General features: G+C 57.6%; 19 protein-coding genes. 12 read left to right on the top strand and 7 right to left on the bottom strand.

The window, feature by feature from the left end; genetic code table 11:
- Positions 1–5 precede the first annotated feature (5 nt).
- The 6 genes from ACM6IN_RS09515 to ACM6IN_RS09540 all read left to right on the top strand — a co-directional run bounded on the left by ACM6IN_RS09515 (position 6) and on the right by ACM6IN_RS09540 (position 4746).
- Positions 6–320 carry a hypothetical protein gene (locus tag ACM6IN_RS09515; RefSeq protein WP_007915028.1) on the top strand — a complete coding sequence of 105 codons (315 nt, stop codon included), beginning with the start codon at positions 6–8 and terminating at the stop codon, positions 318–320.
- 19 nt (positions 321–339) lie between these two features.
- Positions 340–1695, top strand: a complete 1356-nt coding sequence (locus tag ACM6IN_RS09520; protein WP_414915859.1) for an ANL family adenylate-forming protein — start codon at positions 340–342, stop codon at positions 1693–1695.
- Between the two features lie 36 nt (positions 1696–1731).
- Positions 1732–1974 carry an acyl carrier protein gene (locus ACM6IN_RS09525; RefSeq protein ID WP_007915032.1) on the top strand — a complete coding sequence of 81 codons (243 nt, stop codon included), beginning with the start codon at positions 1732–1734 and terminating at the stop codon, positions 1972–1974.
- Positions 1971–3044 (top strand): ketoacyl-ACP synthase III, encoded by a 1074-nt coding sequence (locus tag ACM6IN_RS09530; protein WP_123376660.1) that lies wholly within the window; start codon positions 1971–1973, stop codon positions 3042–3044. Before ACM6IN_RS09525 ends, ACM6IN_RS09530 begins: the two co-directional genes overlap by 4 nt.
- 104 nt (positions 3045–3148) lie before the next feature.
- Positions 3149–3772: a hypothetical protein gene (locus ACM6IN_RS09535; RefSeq protein ID WP_414915860.1), complete on the top strand. Its 624-nt coding sequence runs from the start codon at positions 3149–3151 to the stop codon at positions 3770–3772.
- 59 nt (positions 3773–3831) lie between these two features.
- A complete protein-coding gene (locus ACM6IN_RS09540) occupies positions 3832–4746 on the top strand; it encodes a LysR family transcriptional regulator (protein WP_150775067.1) in 915 nt (304 codons plus the stop codon).
- Here ACM6IN_RS09540 and ACM6IN_RS09545 read toward each other — a convergent pair.
- Both ACM6IN_RS09545 and ACM6IN_RS09550 read right to left on the bottom strand, forming a co-directional pair.
- Positions 4736–5506: a substrate-binding domain-containing protein gene (locus tag ACM6IN_RS09545; protein ID WP_414915861.1), complete on the bottom strand. Its 771-nt coding sequence runs from the start codon at positions 5504–5506 to the stop codon at positions 4736–4738. The genes ACM6IN_RS09540 and ACM6IN_RS09545 overlap by 11 nt on opposite strands.
- Positions 5507–5518: 12 nt before the next feature.
- Entirely contained in the window at positions 5519–6811 is a 1293-nt protein-coding gene (locus ACM6IN_RS09550; RefSeq protein ID WP_095048013.1) for an MFS transporter, read from the bottom strand.
- 427 nt (positions 6812–7238) lie between these two features.
- On the opposite strand from ACM6IN_RS09550, the gene ACM6IN_RS09555 reads away from it, so the two are divergent.
- The gene (locus ACM6IN_RS09555; RefSeq protein WP_007915043.1) at positions 7239–7547 is read left to right on the top strand and encodes an RcnB family protein; all 309 of its coding nucleotides are present in this window, start codon (positions 7239–7241) and stop codon (positions 7545–7547) included.
- An 80-nt stretch (positions 7548–7627) separates the two neighbouring features.
- Here ACM6IN_RS09555 and ACM6IN_RS09560 read toward each other — a convergent pair whose 3' ends face one another.
- The gene (locus tag ACM6IN_RS09560; RefSeq protein ID WP_414915862.1) at positions 7628–9385 is read right to left on the bottom strand and encodes a hypothetical protein; all 1758 of its coding nucleotides are present in this window, start codon (positions 9383–9385) and stop codon (positions 7628–7630) included.
- Between the two features lie 195 nt (positions 9386–9580).
- Between ACM6IN_RS09560 and ACM6IN_RS09565 the strand changes: the two genes are divergently transcribed.
- Positions 9581–10045, top strand: coding sequence for a hypothetical protein (locus ACM6IN_RS09565; protein WP_095113636.1), 465 nt, complete (start codon positions 9581–9583; stop codon positions 10043–10045).
- A 5-nt stretch (positions 10046–10050) separates the two neighbouring features.
- On the opposite strand, the gene ACM6IN_RS09570 is transcribed toward ACM6IN_RS09565, so the two are convergent.
- Positions 10051–11127 carry a diguanylate cyclase domain-containing protein gene (locus tag ACM6IN_RS09570; protein WP_414915863.1) on the bottom strand — a complete coding sequence of 359 codons (1077 nt, stop codon included), beginning with the start codon at positions 11125–11127 and terminating at the stop codon, positions 10051–10053.
- Between the two features lie 162 nt (positions 11128–11289).
- On the opposite strand from ACM6IN_RS09570, the gene ACM6IN_RS09575 reads away from it, so the two are divergent.
- The gene (locus ACM6IN_RS09575; protein WP_007915050.1) at positions 11290–11628 is read left to right on the top strand and encodes an FKBP-type peptidyl-prolyl cis-trans isomerase; all 339 of its coding nucleotides are present in this window, start codon (positions 11290–11292) and stop codon (positions 11626–11628) included.
- 35 nt (positions 11629–11663) lie between these two features.
- A complete protein-coding gene (locus ACM6IN_RS09580) occupies positions 11664–12074 on the top strand; it encodes a hypothetical protein (RefSeq protein ID WP_007915052.1) in 411 nt (136 codons plus the stop codon).
- A gap of 142 nt (positions 12075–12216) precedes the next feature.
- On the opposite strand, the gene ACM6IN_RS09585 is transcribed toward ACM6IN_RS09580, so the two are convergent.
- The 3 genes from ACM6IN_RS09585 to ftrA all read right to left on the bottom strand — a co-directional run bounded on the left by ACM6IN_RS09585 (position 12217) and on the right by ftrA (position 14282).
- Entirely contained in the window at positions 12217–12486 is a 270-nt protein-coding gene (locus tag ACM6IN_RS09585; RefSeq protein ID WP_007915053.1) for a hypothetical protein, read from the bottom strand.
- Positions 12487–12488: 2 nt separating this feature from the next.
- Positions 12489–12869 (bottom strand): DUF6124 family protein, encoded by a 381-nt coding sequence (locus ACM6IN_RS09590; RefSeq protein ID WP_414915864.1) that lies wholly within the window; start codon positions 12867–12869, stop codon positions 12489–12491.
- A gap of 438 nt (positions 12870–13307) precedes the next feature.
- Positions 13308–14282 carry a transcriptional regulator FtrA gene (gene ftrA, locus ACM6IN_RS09595; protein ID WP_007915055.1) on the bottom strand — a complete coding sequence of 325 codons (975 nt, stop codon included), beginning with the start codon at positions 14280–14282 and terminating at the stop codon, positions 13308–13310.
- Positions 14283–14383: 101 nt separating this feature from the next.
- Here ftrA and ACM6IN_RS09600 point away from each other — a divergent pair, with 101 nt between their 5' ends.
- Positions 14384–14812, top strand: a complete 429-nt coding sequence (locus ACM6IN_RS09600) for a rhodanese-like domain-containing protein (protein ID WP_414915865.1) — start codon at positions 14384–14386, stop codon at positions 14810–14812.
- A 247-nt stretch (positions 14813–15059) separates the two neighbouring features.
- Positions 15060–15839 (top strand): ABC transporter substrate-binding protein, encoded by a 780-nt coding sequence (locus ACM6IN_RS09605; protein WP_414915866.1) that lies wholly within the window; start codon positions 15060–15062, stop codon positions 15837–15839.
- Positions 15840–15843: the final 4 nt, after the last annotated feature.

Raw genomic sequence — 15843 nt, forward strand, 5'->3', positions numbered from 1 at the left:
TTGGAATGTTCAATCAAGTCAAAGCGCTGACCGAGTCAGCCGTTCGGCAACAGGATCTGTTGCTGGGCACCCCGATCGATTTGTCCCGTGGCGAAGACAGTCGCCTTTACGGCGTGGACGGCAGCATCGATTCCCTGACCCTGGTCTCGATCATTGTCGATGTCGAGGAAAAACTGCGCAGCCAGCTTGGCGTTGAGGTGCGTCTGGCCGATACAACCGACCTGCCCGAAACCGCCACGCCGTTTGCCACACTGGGCACGCTGATCGCCTACATCATGGACCGGTTGTCTGCGGCGCAAGCTTCAGTTCAGGCCGTTTGATCGAGCGGGAGGGTTGGGTATGCAAGTAGCAGCATTTTTGGCTCATCTGAAAAGCGCCGGCAGCCAACCGGCAATCGTCAGCGATGAGGGCCGCTTTACCTATGACCAGTTGCACGCGCAGATAAGCGTGTACAGCGCGGAACTGGCGGCAAAATCCGTCAGTGATTCCTGCGTACTGCTGGTCGACAACTACAGCTTCAACAGCGTCTGCATGCTGTTCGCGTTGTGGCTGCACAACAACGTGGTGGCGCTGTCTGTGCCCAAGGGCGAGGAACAGCTCGCGCAGTTGGCGGGTGCGGCGGGCGCGAGGTTTTCCGTTATCGGCGGGACGCCGGAGTTGGCGGTTGTCCAGCACGCCAACCCTGTCGTGCCACCGACTGTAGACGGACTGCTGTCGCGGCGTCAGGCCGGTTTCATTGTGTTTTCTTCAGGCTCGACAGGCCCGGCAAAAGGCGTGGTGCACAGCATCGCGCCGTTCTTCGAGCGCTACCTGAGTGCCGAACACTGCGGTGCGATTCTGGCGTTTCTGCTGTTCGATCACATCGGCGGCCTGGTGACCGTGCTGCAGGCGCTCGCCACCCATGGCACGTTGATTCTGCCCAATGAGCGCTCGCCGCAAGAGGTCGGTCGCTGCATCGAATCGTTCAACGTGCAAACCCTGCACGTTTCGCCGACGCTGCTGAACCTGGCGACGATCACCGGGGTCTTCCAGAAGTGGGACACGAGCAGTCTGCAGCGCATCTATTTCGGCTCCGAACCGAGTTCACCGGAATCCATCCAGCGCATTGCCAACGTCATGCCGCACGTGCAATTGCAGCAGTTGTACGGGATGTCGGAGATCGGCGTGCTGCCGTGCCGCAGCAAGGCCGGCGACAGCGCGTGGATGAAGATCGAAGACCCGAACTACAGCCTGCGGGTGGTCGACGGCATTCTGCACGTGCGCGGCGCAACCAACATGCTTGGCTACCTTGCCAGCGCCGGTGACCTGTCGAGCGACGGCTACCTGATCACCCATGACCTGGCCGAGGAGCACGAGGGCTATTTCCGGGTCACGGGGCGGGCGGTCGATCTGATCAACGTCGGTGGCAAAAAGGTCTTTCCGTCACACGTGGAAAGTGTGCTGATGGGCCTGGAAAACGTCTCGGATGTGGTCGTTTACGCGCAGCCCAACCCACTGCTCGGGCAGATCGTCGCCGCGCGTTTCACGCTGTTCGAGCCGGAAAGCCTGGAAGCGTTCAAGGTCCGCTTGTATCAACACGTTCGCGGCGTACTGGCGCAGGAACAACTGCCGCGGGTGGTCTCCATCGCCGAGACGCCGCTGTACACCAGCCGCTTCAAGAAAATGCGTCACCCCGGCGTTCTCGCCCAGTCGTGAGACCGGTTTACTCATCACGTTATAAGGAAATGACCCATGGTTGATCTGGTAAAAATGCGCGCAAGTATCGCTGAAATCCTGTTCATCCCGGTGGACGAACTGCACGGTGAGACGCGGCTGGAAAACAGCGACAACTGGGACTCGATGGCGCGAATCGGGATTATCGCGCTGGTGTTCGAACAAGTCGGCGTGAGCGTGTCGGGCGAGGAGATCGAGCGTGTGGTCACGGTGCAGGATCTGTTCGATCTGATCGACTGCAAAATCAAGGACGCCGCATGAGCCTGCTGACCATTGAGGGCGTCGCCATTCGGGCGGTCACGGCGGCGCTGCCCGAGCGTCGTGTGACGGAAGAGGACTTCGCCGAACTGTTCGGCGCCAAGGAAGTTGCGCGCATCGCCAAGAGCACCGGCATCCAGTCGATCCGCGAAACCAAAACCCTGCACACCTCTGATCTGATCATCGCCGCGTGCCGCAACCTGCTCGATCAAGGGCATGCTGCGGCACAGGACATCGACGGTCTGATCGTGGTGACCCAGACGCCCGACTCGTGGGTGCCGGGTGTCGGTTTCATGGTGCAGCAGGCCCTCGGCCTGCCGCAGCATTGCCTGGTACTGAATGTGGCCGCAGGTTGCTCCGGCTATATCAGTGCGCTGGTTCAGGCGGGCGCGCTGATTTCATCCGGTGCCTGCAAGAAAATCCTCCTGTGCACCGGGGACGTGACCACGCGAATCCTCGACGAACGCGACCGCCATGTGAAGATGCTGTTTGGTGACGCTGCATCGGCAACGTTGCTGGAGCCGGGTGCAGGCAAGTTCGAGTTCCTCTGCGGCGCCGATGGCAGCGGCGGTGCGGCGCTGCAGTCCGACATCGCCTACGCCCGGGAGGCGGGCAGCCACGTTTGCGCGACCATCCAACGTTTGCAGATGGATGGCACGGCGGTGATGAATTTTGCCCTGAGCCGGGTCCCGCAGACCGTTAAGGCTTTGCTTGAGGCGACAGGGTCAAGTCCTGCTGCGCTGGACTTGCTGGTACTGCATCAGGCGAACGCGTTCATGCTCAATTACCTGCGACGGATGATCGGCGTGGCGGCGGAAAAGATGCCGGTCGACATCGATGGCGTTGGCAATACCAGCTCCACCTCGATTCCGATTGTGTTGTCGCGTCATGCCGCGATCGGCACGCCGCAGGCCGAGCACGTTGTGCTGTGCGGTTTCGGTGCCGGGCTGTCGTGGGGCGCGTTGAAGGTCGATCTGCGTCGCACGACCGCTGTGGCACCTTGCGAAGTGCCGGAGAAAACCGCTCTGGCGGACGAACCGGCTCTGGCTCCGAGTGAGCGTTTGCAGGCCTGACCGCTCCTCAATGGCATGACATGGCACCCTTGCGGCGATCCTCGGATCGACTTCAAAGGTGCCACGCCTTGGTTCAAATCCTCTGATCACGGGACAGCTGTTTCATGAAGCGAAAACTCTGCAGCGCACTGGGCATCATCGGCCGCAAAGACAATCTGACGTGGCAATATCCTTCGCCTTTTCTGCCGCTGTTTCAGTTTCACGAGCGGCATGAGTCGGGTGCGATTCGTGCGCAACCCGAGGACATCATCGCCGCCGTTTGCGCGTTGGACATGCGTGAAGACCGCGTCGTCGATGCGCTGTTATCCCTGCGCGAGTTGCCGGGAAAAATACTACGAAGATTGGCGGGCGGAGCTTCGCAGGCGCAAACCGCCCCCTTCGGTTTTGACGCTTTCACGCTACTGGAACGCACCCCGACAGAAGTGTCTCTGGGCCTGGCAGGACGCTTCTGGCGCCCGGACCTGAAGACTGGCCATATCGCTGATGCTCAAGCCTTCAAGGCGCTGGATGATCCAAGCGCGGCGAAACTGCTGCTGCGTTTTCAGGTCATCGAACATCCACAAGGCATGCGCACGTTGCGCACCGAAACCTTTGTGTATTGCGCCACCACGCGCAGCAAAATGCTCTTCACCCCGTATTGGCTGCTGATTCGTCTGGCCAGCGGCTGGATTCGCCGACGCAATCTTGCTGCTATCCAGCGGCAATTCTCGACAGAACGGGCGGTGTAAAAAATCGCATCAATTGGTTACATTGATAGCCTCTGCGAATCAATCTCCCGAGTCCCGTCATGGCCATCAACTTCGACCTTAACGACCTGCAAGCCTTTCGCGCCGTGGTCGAGCAGGGCAGTTTCCGCAAGGCCGCCGACACTGTGCGCCTGTCGCAACCGGCGTTGAGCCGGCGCATCGAAAAGCTCGAAGACGCCCTCGGCGTCAAACTCTTCGAACGCACTACACGCAAGGTCAGCCTGACCCAGGCCGGGCGCGGTTTCATGCCCAGCGTTGAGCGTTTGCTCGATGATCTGGATGTCGCGTTGCTGGGCATCAGCGAAGTCGCTTCGACCCGTTTGGGCCATGTCACCGTCGCTTGCGTGCCTTCGGCGGCGTACTACTTCATGCCCCGTGTGATCGCGCGCTATCACCAGCAATTCCCGCGCATCAAAGTCAAAGTGCTCGACTCCAGCGCGCACGATGTGTTGAGTGCGGTGGTCAATGGCGAGGCGGATTTCGGTTTGAGTTTTCTCGGCACGCAGGATGCCAAAGTCGAGTTCGAACCGCTTGTGCAGGAGTGCTACGTCGTCGCTTGTCGCCGCGATCATCCGTTGGCCGAACGCAGCAGTGTGAGCTGGGACGAGTTCTATCAGCAGGATTACATCTCGCTGGACAAGACCTCCGGCAACCGTTTTCTGCTCGATCAGGCGTTGAGCACGGTGGTGCCGCAGCGTTCGAGCATCTGCGAAACCCGGCATGTGACAACGATGATCGGTCTGGTGGAGGCGGGGTTGGGTGTGGCGGCGGTGCCGCTGATGGCGATGCCCGGGCCGGATCATCCGATCCTGACGCGGGTGCCACTGACCGATCCGCAAGTGATGCGCAGTGTCGGCATCATCAAGCGCCGGGGTCGCACGTTGACCCCGGCGGCACTGGAACTGGAGCGGCTGGTGGTGGAAATGAAGGTCCAGCCGCCGATTGTCAGCGCTTGACCGAGTCCAGTCCGGTGGCTTGCACGTCAGCTTGTGCGGCCGGCGCGGCGAGGTAGGCGAGCAGGGCTTTGGCTTCTTCTGGATGCTGCGCACCGACTGGAATCCCGGCGGCAAAACGCGTCACCGACTGCACTGATTCCGGAATCTTCGCGACGAAGCTCACGCCCGGCACCGGCAGCAATTCGCTGACCTGCTGGAAGCCCAATTGATAGTCGCCAGTGGCAACCACCGAGCCGACCGGGATTTTCGCAATCATTTTGGCCTTCGGCTTCAACTGATCTTCAATGCCCAGTTTCTTGAACAACTGCTGCTCGATGTAGACGCCGCTGGCGCTGTCGGAGTAAGCCACTGACTGCGCGTCGAGCAGGGTTTTCTTCAAGGCGGCGACGCTGCTGATGTCCGGTTTCGGCGCGCCTTCGCGCACCACCAAGCCGATCCGCGAATCCGCCAGCTCAACGCGCGAGGCCGGGTCGACTTTGCCTTGCTTGATCAGGTCATCGAGGGCGTAGCCGACCATGATCACCACGTCGGCGTGCTCACCGCGCGCGAGGCGATTGGGGATCGCCTCGGGTGCTTTGCCCATCGACGGGCCGAGGCTGGTGGTCAGTGTGTTGCCGCTGCTGGCAGCGAATTTCGGCCCGAGAATCTTGTAGGCGGCAGTGAAGCCCCCGGAGGTCATCACGCTCAATTCTTCGGCCTGGGCCGCGAGGTTGAACGCGAGACCGGCGAGCAGGGCGGTGACAGTAAACAGTTTTTTCATGGCGAGTTTTCCTCAGGCCGCGACAGGTTGCAGACGACCACCGGCACGGCGGTACAGATAAAGAGTGGCGCACAAGGCACACAGCGCACCGATGCTCATCCAGTAACCCGGCGCGGCTTTGTCGCCGGTGTACTGAATCAGAAAGGTCGACATCGCCGGGGTGAAACCACCGAAAATGGCGGTGGCCAGGCTGTAGGCGAGGGAGAAACCGGCAACCCGCACTTCGACCGGCATGATCTCGGTGAGCGCCGGAATCATTGCGCCGTTGTACAAGCCGTAGATAAACGACAGCCACAACAGCGACAGCAGCATGTGGCTGAAGCTCGGCGCCTGCACCAGATACGACAGCGCCGGATAGGTGGTGGCCAGGGCCAGCAGCGACATCGCGATCAGCACCGGGCGCCGGCCGATACGGTCGGACAACAGGCCGCCAATCGGCAGCCAGAAGAAGTTCGACACACCGACCAACAAGGTCACCAGCAACGCGTCGGAGGTGCTCAGGTGCAGCACGGTTTTGCCGAAGGTCGGCGCGTACACGGTGATCAGGTAAAACGCGGTGGTGGTCAGCGCGACCATCAACATGCCGCCGAGTACCACGCCCCAATTCTGGCCGAGAGTGCGGAACACTTCGCCCATGCTCGGGCGGTGTTTGCGTGCGGCGAACTCTTCGGTTTCCGCCAGGTTACGGCGCAGAAAAAAGATGAACGGCACGATCATGCAACCGACGAAAAACGGAATCCGCCAGCCCCAATCGGCCACCACATCCGGCGCCATCCACGCGTTCAGCGCATAGCCCAAAGCAGCGGCGACAATGATCGCCACTTGCTGACTGGCCGACTGCCAAGCGGTGAAGAAACCTTTGCGACCCGGCGTGGCGATCTCGGCGAGATACACCGACACACCGCCCAGTTCCGCCCCGGCCGAGAAGCCTTGCAGCAAGCGCCCGATCAACACCAGTGCGGGGGCAAACAGGCCGATGCTTTCGTAACCGGGCACCAGCACAATCAATATCGTGCCGCTGGCCATGATCGACAGGGTGACGATCAAACCTTTGCGCCGGCCGACATCATCGATGTACGCACCGAGCACGATGGCGCCCAGTGGACGCATCAAGAAGCCTGCACCGAACACCGCAAAGGTCATCATCAGGGAGGCGAACTCACTGCTCGCCGGAAAGAACACTGCCGCGATCTGCGTGGCGTAGAAGCCGAACAGGAAGAAGTCGAACTGTTCGAGGAAGTTGCCCGAGGTCACCCGGAAAATGGCACCGGCCCGCGAGCCGTTGTGTGGGATTGAGGCTGTCATAGAAAAGTACTCCACCGCTTTTATGACGTGCGCGACGGGAGGGCGGCGCACGGTTTTTATTGAGGTGGATGGTGGCGCAGGTGTAACTGGATGTTAATTGCATTGTTGGCATGGATTGATGTGCAAAGTGGATCAATCCTTTCAGGTTATTGATAAACCTTGGGGAGCCAGCCTGCTGGCGATAGCGGTTTGTCAGTCAATGAAGATGTTGAATGTGCCGACGCCATCGCTGGCAAGCCAGCTCCCACAGTTTTTGCGGTGTACCTACTGTTTCTGCAACACCAAGAAACCCTGTGGGAGCTGGCTTGCCAGCGATGGCGGCCTCACAGACAACTACAATCCCCAGCCTGCTCACGGAAAAAACAAGGAATGTTTCCTGAACCCGGCAGTCCGAGTTCAGGTAGCACACATCACAGGAGGTTCACCGATGAACAGCAAAACCCTAATCGCCAGCCTGGCCCTCGTCGCCGGCATTGCCGGGATCAGCCCACTTGTTCAAGCGGCGCAAACCTCAAATGAACAAGCCGTGCAATCCCCGGTCAGCGACCGCGAGCTGAAGGTCAACGACCGTGCTCCGGATATTTATCAGCGCAGTGAAAAAGCCATCACTAATTGGAAACAGAAAGGTCTGAAACAACCCGAGCCGCAAGCGCAGTGGGTTCAGATCAATGATCAGTACGTCATGGTGATGATCACCAACGGGACGATTGTCGAGATGAAACCGGTCGAGCGCTAGATCGAACCATCGTCCAGCACTTCACTCGAGCTGATGACCAGCCAGTTCAGGGGTTGGTCTTCGGCCATTCACTCAATTACTTATATGATATCGCTACGAATTTTTAGATGACCAAGGCGATAGGTGACTTGGGTGTTCAGATAAAGTAAGTAATTGATTGCATTTTGCCGTCCGCTGGCGCTTTCACCAAAATACGCATCTACGATTCGATCAGGTTCGCAGAGCTGTTCGTCGGTTAACGTGTATTCTTCTTTTATCTGTAGATTTTGATTGACGTGGATCTTTCCGTTTTTCAGTAAATTCCTGAAGAGATTCCACTCGTAAAAATATATGCCGTGGACTTGATGGAAATTTAGGAATGGCATGTTGTGCAGAAGAATGAAGTGACTGTTTTTTTCGGCGGCGGCCGACAGCCCCAGGCCATTTAACTTGTCTCGTATGCTTTTGTCTGCGAGATTGTTTTTGAGTGAGAGTAGTTGCAGTGCGTAACCTTTGTGGAAGTCGTCTTTTTGCATGACTTCATATTGTTCACTCAAAAAGGTCGGTTGATCACTTAGTCGATATTTTGCCTGGATAAAATAAAATGTATTGTGCTGGGAGTCCTCGATGACAAGGTCGATGTCATATTTCTTTATTTTTGCGTTTGTGCCGGCTTTGAAGCCTGGGTGCACAATGTATCTGTTGCCATTGATGCTTCGTATGTAATCAATCATGTGTTCTTGTTCGAAGTTGTTGCCAAATAGACTCTTTACGTCATGAGGGTTTTTCGGGTCTTTTATATTTCCCAGCAGTAAACCTACCAGTTTTTTTAGTCCGTATTTTAGTTTTAACGGGCCGTGAATGTATTCACTGCCTTGTACGGCGATAAAGCTTTGTGCCGAGTCCACTTTCGGTAAATCTTCGCTGGACAAAGCGCTGTTCATGTAACTGAGTGAAGCGGGGTTGATGTAGCCTGAGAAGGCTGCGTAATGAGTCCTTGAGTGACCTTGTAGGGCTCGAATCTCAAGGAAGGCTGCAACAAAAACTATGTCTCGCAGGTAATGATAACGGCTATTGTTCTTTAGCGCAGGCGAGAGAAAACCTACATGGATGGAAAGGCATTTATCCAGGAAGTAGTCTGTCAAGGCGTCCTTGTCGCTAAAGGACAGGAATTTGCCTTGATCAATAATTTCTCGATAATGATTCAGGAGTACCAGATCGCTGATGGTTGAGTGGAATTCTGAAGTTTCCGCAAGCCACCGTTGGCGCAAACTGGATTGCAGTTTTGGTGTGGGTTTAATCAGGAGTTCGTCACCGCTATAGGAGGCTTGCATCAAGTCGAGAGTCAGCAGGAAATAGGTTTCACTTAAATAGTAGGTTTTCCAGAGTTCTGGGTTTTTTAGAATTGAATAAATGTAGGATTCATCAAGTTCAAGGTTTTCGGTAGCGCGGTTGCAATTGTATTCAAGCTTTCCGAACAGAGCCTGTTTCCGATAAAGATCTATAGAGGTGTGGAATTCTGGAGGGGCAGTCTTGAGAAGGGTGGAGCATATTTCTATATTGAAGTATTGGTTGAGTGTCGACATGAAAAGGTCGATATTGTTTTTGCCTGTCAGTTTTGGGTGAGGCTTCAAGGTTTCTTTTGCTGACGTTTTTATTTGGCGCAGGTTTTTTAAGAGTTGATGCCCGATCAGTGATTTAAGTTGTTCGTTTGTCAGTAGCTTGCGAATCAAAGGGATGCGATGCGCTGTACGAACATACCAACTTGGGTCGGCGCATTTTTTATCCAGGTAATCAATGTTTCTGATAGGGTTTTGAAGGAAATGCAGGAGGGCGGTGTCAACTGGATCAAAGAGCATTGTGTGAGTCCTTGTCACGGGTATCATTTCAGAAGATTTTATAGGTGCTCACGGCAGTTTTTGTAATCATGAGCGACTGGCTTTAAAGGAGATTGCCAGAGCGTAGCAGTTGGTCATGGAAGAAACATCGTAATCGAGCATTGATCTGGTAAATAGTAGAGTGCGTGGAGACCCCATGAACTCAGGAGCAACGGGTTGGAAAAGAAACCGCTGTATCGCAAAGAAAACACCACCGCCCACAATGTCTGGCGCAACAACCCCGGCGGGCACTACCGCGATCAACGAAACACCAAAGCGCAGAGCCGCAGCGAGGCCATGCGTGGCTCGATGCACGGCATCAAACACCACGGCTATGACTACACGCCGTTGTTTCGTTTTCTGTTATCCCGCGTCGGTGGTCATTGGGATGAGATTTTCAGCGAAGCGGTATCTCGCCTTGATCGGCCAGAGCCGGTGTTCTGGATGGTTGCCATCCACGAAGAGGATCGCGAGGACATTGTGCGACTGGGCGAATCGGCCTACTTCAACGGCCTGTTCGTCGATGGGCAAAAGCAGTTGCAAATCGTCAACCCGCAGTTGACTGCCGAGGATATGAAACCTCATTGCCGTTGCTGCACGCATACCTTCAATGGTGTTCCGTTTGGCCTGCCCGCGGACTGATCGAGCTAATCGACCCGAACCTGATTCATCACCTGCCCACCCCCCAGCCGATACTGATTATTGCCACTGCGCTTGGCCTCATACATCGCCAGATCTGCGACGTGCAGCAAGCGATCCATGGCTGTCGCATGGTCCGGAAACACCGCCACGCCAAGGCTGGTGCCGATGTGGCGCTGGTCGTTGCCGATGCTGATCGGGGGCGACAGTTCGATGAAGATTTTCTGGCAGATGCTGCGAGCTTCGTCCTGCAAGCTCAGGCTCGGCGCCAGGCCTTGCAGGATCACCACAAACTCATCGCCGCCAATGCGCGCGACGGTGTCGGTGGCACGCAGGATGCGTTTCAGCCGCGTGGCCATGGTGATCAGCACCCGGTCGCCGGCGGCATGGCCGTAGCGGTCGTTGATGGTTTTGAAACCGTTGAGGTCGACGAACACCAGTGCGACACGAGTCTCGGTCTGGCGAGCTTGATCCAGCGCTTCGGACAAACGTTGTTCCAGCACCAGGCGATTGGGCAGGCCGGTCAGCGGATCGAAGTGAGCGAGGTGTTGCAGGTAGCTGGCCGAGGCTTTTTCTTCGGTGATGTCGCGCACCACACCCATCATTTTCACCACCGCGTCGTGGTCGTTGCGCACCACGTTGCCGGTTTCCCGCAGCCAGCGAATCGTGCCGTCGGGCCACACCACGCGGTATTCCTCATCGTGATTTTCGCCGGTCTCCAGGCAGCGTAGTTCGCCTTCGCGCACCTTGGTGCGGTCGTCTGGATGGACACAAGAACAGAACAACGCGTAGGACGGCATGATCTCGCCGATCTTGAAGCCGAACATGCCGTAGATCGCATCCGACCAGTACAGCCGATCCGTGTCGACTTCCCAGTCCCAAGTGCCGATGCGCGCAAAGTACTGGCTGCGTTTGAAGCGCTCGACGTCGCCGTCTTGCTGAATGTGTTGGCCATCGGCGGCCCGTCTCAGCAGATCCCGATACTGCGCGAGCTGCCTGCGCAAATCGCGTTCGCGCCACAGCAGCAATGCGATGACGGTCAGCATGATCACGCCCACGGCGAGGCTGATCCAGAACACAGTCATTCGGGTGCTGCCAGCATGGCGAATCGATCCGTAGAGTAGTGGCGGTTGGCTATGTTAATGCTTCAATACTCGGTTCGGATACATGTTGATCTGCGCTGGCAGGTTGCCAATCCCCGGCATTTCTGGGAAAACGGCGGCCGGCTGAACAATAAAGTGAATGTTATGAATGATGAACTGCAGGTAATCGATCTTCAGGTCGGCGAAGGCAAAGCCGCCGTCAAAGGCGCGCTGATCACCACCCAATACACGGGTTGGCTGGAAGACGGCAGCGAGTTCGATTCTTCCCACAGCCGTGGCAAACCTTTTCAGTGCGTGATTGGCACCGGGCGGGTGATCAAGGGTTGGGATCAGGGCTTGATGGGCATGCAGGTGGGGGGCAAGCGAAAATTGCTGGTGCCGGCGCATTTGGGCTATGGCGAGCGGACGATGGGCAAGATCCCGCCGAATTCGAATCTGGTGTTTGAGATTGAGTTGTTGGAAGTGTTGACGCGGGAGGATTGAAACCGGGTCGTTTTTTACGCTTGGGAATAAATGCGATGGATGTGTGGCAGTGGGTTTCACAAGTTGCCGATTGGCTGGTGGAGAGGCATGCCTCGCGCAGAGGATCGACTTACAACTACATGTATTTCGTTTCCGCTGCCACTGCAGTTGGCAGTTGGGTAGTCGCGAAAGAACTGCTCGCCAAACGCAAGGCCCTAAAAGCAAGCGTGTCTGAAGCTCTGCAAAATGAAACGTTACGTGCGATGTCCTTTGCTCAGGAGGATGGGCGACCAGTCAAACGCACTGCGACGTTGGTCCGACAGGAAGAAACCTTTTTCGTCACGGTCATTCGTCATGACGATGAAGAACGCGTGGAGTCATCCAGTGAAGCGTTGCACTCGCTGGACGATGTCGACGTTTACTTGCGTGACCACACACCCTTTATCCTCGCGGATTTTCGAGCTTAGTGACTCACGCGCCCGATGCAGAAAGAACGCTTTCGCGAGCAGGCTCGCTCCCACATTGGAACGGCGGTGTACTCGAATGCCGCGAGTAACCGTGAACACCTGTGGGAGCGAGCCTGCTCGCGAAGAACGATCACGCGGTCAATCAGGCTGCGTGGGCCATTTCGGCCAGTGTGTCGGCCACGGTTTTTTGCAGTGAGGGGAACCGGCGGGTTACGCGGCGCAGAGCGGGTAGAACGGCGTCGATTTCCAGTTCATCGAGTTGGGGAAGGACGGTGACGGCGGAGGCGACGATGGTTTCGCGTTCGCTTTCGAACAGCACCAGACAGGCGTTCTGTGCCCAGCGTCCGTCCCGCTCGTTGAAGCCCATGGCCACCAGTGCCGCGACGACTTGTGCATCGGTTTTGTTGGACATGTTTATTGCCTCAGTGCGGGGTCGATTTTGTCGAGGGCGCGGTTGACCGCGAGTTCGCCGAGCATGACCACTTGCTGGATGCCGAGCACGGTGTTGCGGTAGGGCGAGTCGAGCAGGGCGGCGAAGTCGCTGAGCATGATGCTGGCCGAAGCCATGGATTCGCAGGCGTGGGCCATGAGGTCTTCGGCGCCGGTGTTGGGGTCGACGAGGAACATGGTGCTGGGTCTGCGCGGTGGTGAAGGCGGTGTGGGTTTCAGGTAGTGATCGAGGGCGCGTTCGGCGGCTTCGTGGAGTTTTCTGGAGCCCGGTGTGGAATAGGGAGATGTTGGGTTTGGATCGACTTCCGCTTCTGTTTCAGGTGGATTCGGCGTGACTTTGAACATTGTGTAGGTTTCCAAATTGATGCCGACACCACCTCGCGACTAAACGAAAAGGTGGCAGCTGTACACAGGTTAGTCGACCGGTAAACCCACCAAAACCGGCGCGCCCGAAGGCGCCCTGCGCACAGCTACCATTGAGTGAGGTATGGAAATACCTACTGTCTGGAACGTTGTGCAGTTTAAGTGGATTACCGAGCGACTAAACCCGATCACTGAACATTCAGTGACGCGAACCAAGTTACCGGCAGCCCCCAAGCCGCACAAGCCGGCGGATTCTGGCGTAGTTGTAGGCAAAGGCGCAAGGCGCTGTAGCCTTGTGGCTGATGTCTAAATGATGCTGCGTTTGACTGGACGCCTTCGCGAGCAGGCTCGCTCCCACAGGGGGAACGCATTCCAAACTGTGGGAGCGAGCCTGCTCGCGAAGGCGCCGTCAAAGTCACCTCAGGACTCAACCCTCACGCCCCGCCCAAACCGCTCCCGATACACCGACGGCGGCACCCCCACCACCCCGCGAAACGCCACACGAAAACTCTCCACCGACCGATAGCCACAACGCTCGGCGATCTGCTCGGTGTTATGCGGCGTACTCTCCAGCAACTCCCGCGCCCGCGCCAATCGCTCATGCTGCAACCACGCCTTCGGCGACTGCCCACTGGCCTCGGTAAAACGCCGCAGAAACGTGCGCTCACTCATCGCCGCTTCACTGGCCAGATCACGCACTTCCAGCGGTTCATGCAAGCGCTCGCGCGCCCATTGCATCACCCGCGACAGATCGTTGCGCGGTGTCGGGCTGACCGGGGTCGGAATGAACTGCGCCTGACCGCCGGTGCGTTGCGGCGACATCACCAGACGCCGCGCCACCGAGTTGGCGACTTGCGTGCCGAAGTCCCGCGCCACCAGATGCAGGCAGGCATCGATTCCGGCAGCGCTGCCGGCCGAGGTGATCAACTGGCCGGAATCGACATAAAGCACATCCGGATCGACCGCAATTGCCGGGAAGCGCTGCGCCAGTTCCGCCGTGTAACGCCAATGCGTCGTCGCGCCATGCCCGTCGAGCAGGCCGGTGGCCGCCAGCACAAATACACCCGAGCAGATCGACAGCAAGCGCGCGCCCCGGGCATGGGCCTGGCACAGCGCGTCGATCAATGCTGGAGGCACCGCCGCGTTGCGGTCGCGCCAGCCGGGAATGATGATGGTGTGCGCCTCGGCCAACAATTCCAGACCGCCATCGGCCAGCACCTGAATGCCGCCCAAGGCGCGCATCGGACCTTGATCGACCGCCGCGATGGCGTGGGTGTACCACGGGAAATCGAACTCCGGCCGGGTCAGGCCAAAGACCTCCACGGCGATGCCGAACTCGAATGTGCAGAGGCCGTCGTAGGCCAGAATCGCGACCAGACCTGGTGATGTCGGCATTTGGCGGAAAATTCCCGGTGAGTGTCTTGTGCGCCACTGTAGCCGCAAGCGGCCGCTCGATAAAGTCTGTTCACACCCGTTCAGATAAAGGAGCAACACCCATGACCAGCCTGGTTCGCGATATCCCTGCGGCGCCGTCGGCGATCGCCCTGATGCACTTCAGCAATCGTCTGACTTTCGAAACCGATTGCTCCGACGTGTTCAGCAGCCAAGAGGCTGGCGAGATCGATTTTGTTCTGGTCGATGTCCGTGGACCACTGGCCTATGAGCGCGGGCATGTGCCGGGCGCGATCAATATCCCGAACCGTTTGCTGACGGCGGCGGAGTTGGCGATTTACCCGAAAACCACGCTGTTCGTGGTCTATTGCGCCGGCCCGCACTGCAACGGCGCGAACAAGGCGGCGGTAAAACTGGCGGCGCTGGGTTACCCGGTCAAGGAGATGATCGGCGGCGTGACCGGATGGCTGGATGAAGGTTTTCAACTGAGCGTTGAACAAGCCGCCAAAACCGCCATCGGCTGCGAATGCTGACGTTCTTTTAAGAGAATTCCTGAGCAAAAAAAGCGCTTGTCCTACAGCCCTTGCACCACGACGGCGCACCCGTTGACCCCGGTCAATCGGTGCGCCGATCTTTCATAAGTATTTGTCGCTTAAACACAATTTACCCTGTGCGCGCCGCCATAGACTGCCGGCCACTTCGGTTTTTGTAGCCAATTGGCCATGACCGAACGCTGAATCGAAAGCTGCCAATAAAAGCCTCCGCACACAGGAGTTATAAATGAAGAAGCTAGTGATGTTCGGTGCCCTGGCACTGTCGATGTTGTCCCTGACCGCCGTGGCCGAAGACGCCAAGCCGATCCGCATCGGTATCGAAGCCGGTTACCCGCCATTCTCGATGAAAACCCCTGACGGCAAACTCGCCGGTTTCGACGTCGACATCGGCGATGCGCTGTGCGCGCAGATGAAAGTCAAATGCACTTGGGTCGAGCAAGAGTTCGATGGCCTGATCCCGGCGCTGAAAGTGAAGAAGATCGACGCGATCCTGTCGTCGATGACCATCACCGATGATCGCAAGAAGAACGTCGATTTCACTATCAAGTACTACCACACCCCGGCGCGCTTCGTGATGAAGGCAGGCTCCGGTGTCAAAGACCCGCTGACCGAGCTCAAAGGCAAGAAAGTCGGCGTGCTGCGTGCCAGTACCCACGACCGTTACGCCACCGAAGTGCTGGTGCCGGCCGGGATCGATCTGGTGCGTTACGGCTCGCAACAGGAAGCCAACCTCGACATGGTTTCCGGGCGTATCGACGCGATGCTGGCCGACTCGGTCAACCTCAGCGACGGTTTCCTGAAAACCGACGCCGGCAAAGGCTTCGAATTTGTTGGCCCAATCTATGAAGACGCCAAGTACTTCGGCGGCGGCGCCGGCATTGCGGTGCGCAAGGGCGATACCGCGCTGGCCGAGCAATTCAACAAAGCCATCACCGAAATCCGCGCCAATGGCGAGTACAAGAAAGTCCAGGACAAGTACTTCGACTTTGATGTGTACGGCCATTAATACG

Origin of the sequence: Pseudomonas sp. IT-P395 (assembly GCF_949767675.1) — a bacterium.
GTDB lineage: Bacteria > Pseudomonadota > Gammaproteobacteria > Pseudomonadales > Pseudomonadaceae > Aquipseudomonas.

Bases quoted from the DNA above. Each gene is read 5' to 3' on its own strand.
- ACM6IN_RS09550 (WP_095048013.1), bottom strand. From the start codon at position 6,811: ATGACAGCCTCAATCCCACACAACGGCTCGCGGGCCGGTGCCATTTTC.
- ACM6IN_RS09575 (WP_007915050.1), top strand. From the start codon at position 11,290: ATGAATGATGAACTGCAGGTAATCGATCTTCAGGTCGGCGAAGGCAAA.
- ACM6IN_RS09515 (WP_007915028.1), top strand. From the start codon at position 6: ATGTTCAATCAAGTCAAAGCGCTGACCGAGTCAGCCGTTCGGCAACAG.
- ACM6IN_RS09535 (WP_414915860.1), top strand. From the start codon at position 3,149: ATGAAGCGAAAACTCTGCAGCGCACTGGGCATCATCGGCCGCAAAGAC.
- ACM6IN_RS09605 (WP_414915866.1), top strand. From the start codon at position 15,060: ATGAAGAAGCTAGTGATGTTCGGTGCCCTGGCACTGTCGATGTTGTCC.
- ACM6IN_RS09600 (WP_414915865.1), top strand. From the start codon at position 14,384: ATGACCAGCCTGGTTCGCGATATCCCTGCGGCGCCGTCGGCGATCGCC.
- ACM6IN_RS09545 (WP_414915861.1), bottom strand. From the start codon at position 5,506: ATGAAAAAACTGTTTACTGTCACCGCCCTGCTCGCCGGTCTCGCGTTC.
- ftrA (WP_007915055.1), bottom strand. From the start codon at position 14,282: ATGCCGACATCACCAGGTCTGGTCGCGATTCTGGCCTACGACGGCCTC.
- ACM6IN_RS09585 (WP_007915053.1), bottom strand. From the start codon at position 12,486: ATGTCCAACAAAACCGATGCACAAGTCGTCGCGGCACTGGTGGCCATG.
- ACM6IN_RS09530 (WP_123376660.1), top strand. From the start codon at position 1,971: ATGAGCCTGCTGACCATTGAGGGCGTCGCCATTCGGGCGGTCACGGCG.
- ACM6IN_RS09520 (WP_414915859.1), top strand. From the start codon at position 340: ATGCAAGTAGCAGCATTTTTGGCTCATCTGAAAAGCGCCGGCAGCCAA.
- ACM6IN_RS09555 (WP_007915043.1), top strand. From the start codon at position 7,239: ATGAACAGCAAAACCCTAATCGCCAGCCTGGCCCTCGTCGCCGGCATT.
- ACM6IN_RS09540 (WP_150775067.1), top strand. From the start codon at position 3,832: ATGGCCATCAACTTCGACCTTAACGACCTGCAAGCCTTTCGCGCCGTG.
- ACM6IN_RS09580 (WP_007915052.1), top strand. From the start codon at position 11,664: ATGGATGTGTGGCAGTGGGTTTCACAAGTTGCCGATTGGCTGGTGGAG.
- ACM6IN_RS09525 (WP_007915032.1), top strand. From the start codon at position 1,732: ATGGTTGATCTGGTAAAAATGCGCGCAAGTATCGCTGAAATCCTGTTC.
- ACM6IN_RS09570 (WP_414915863.1), bottom strand. From the start codon at position 11,127: ATGACTGTGTTCTGGATCAGCCTCGCCGTGGGCGTGATCATGCTGACC.
- ACM6IN_RS09560 (WP_414915862.1), bottom strand. From the start codon at position 9,385: ATGCTCTTTGATCCAGTTGACACCGCCCTCCTGCATTTCCTTCAAAAC.
- ACM6IN_RS09590 (WP_414915864.1), bottom strand. From the start codon at position 12,869: ATGTTCAAAGTCACGCCGAATCCACCTGAAACAGAAGCGGAAGTCGAT.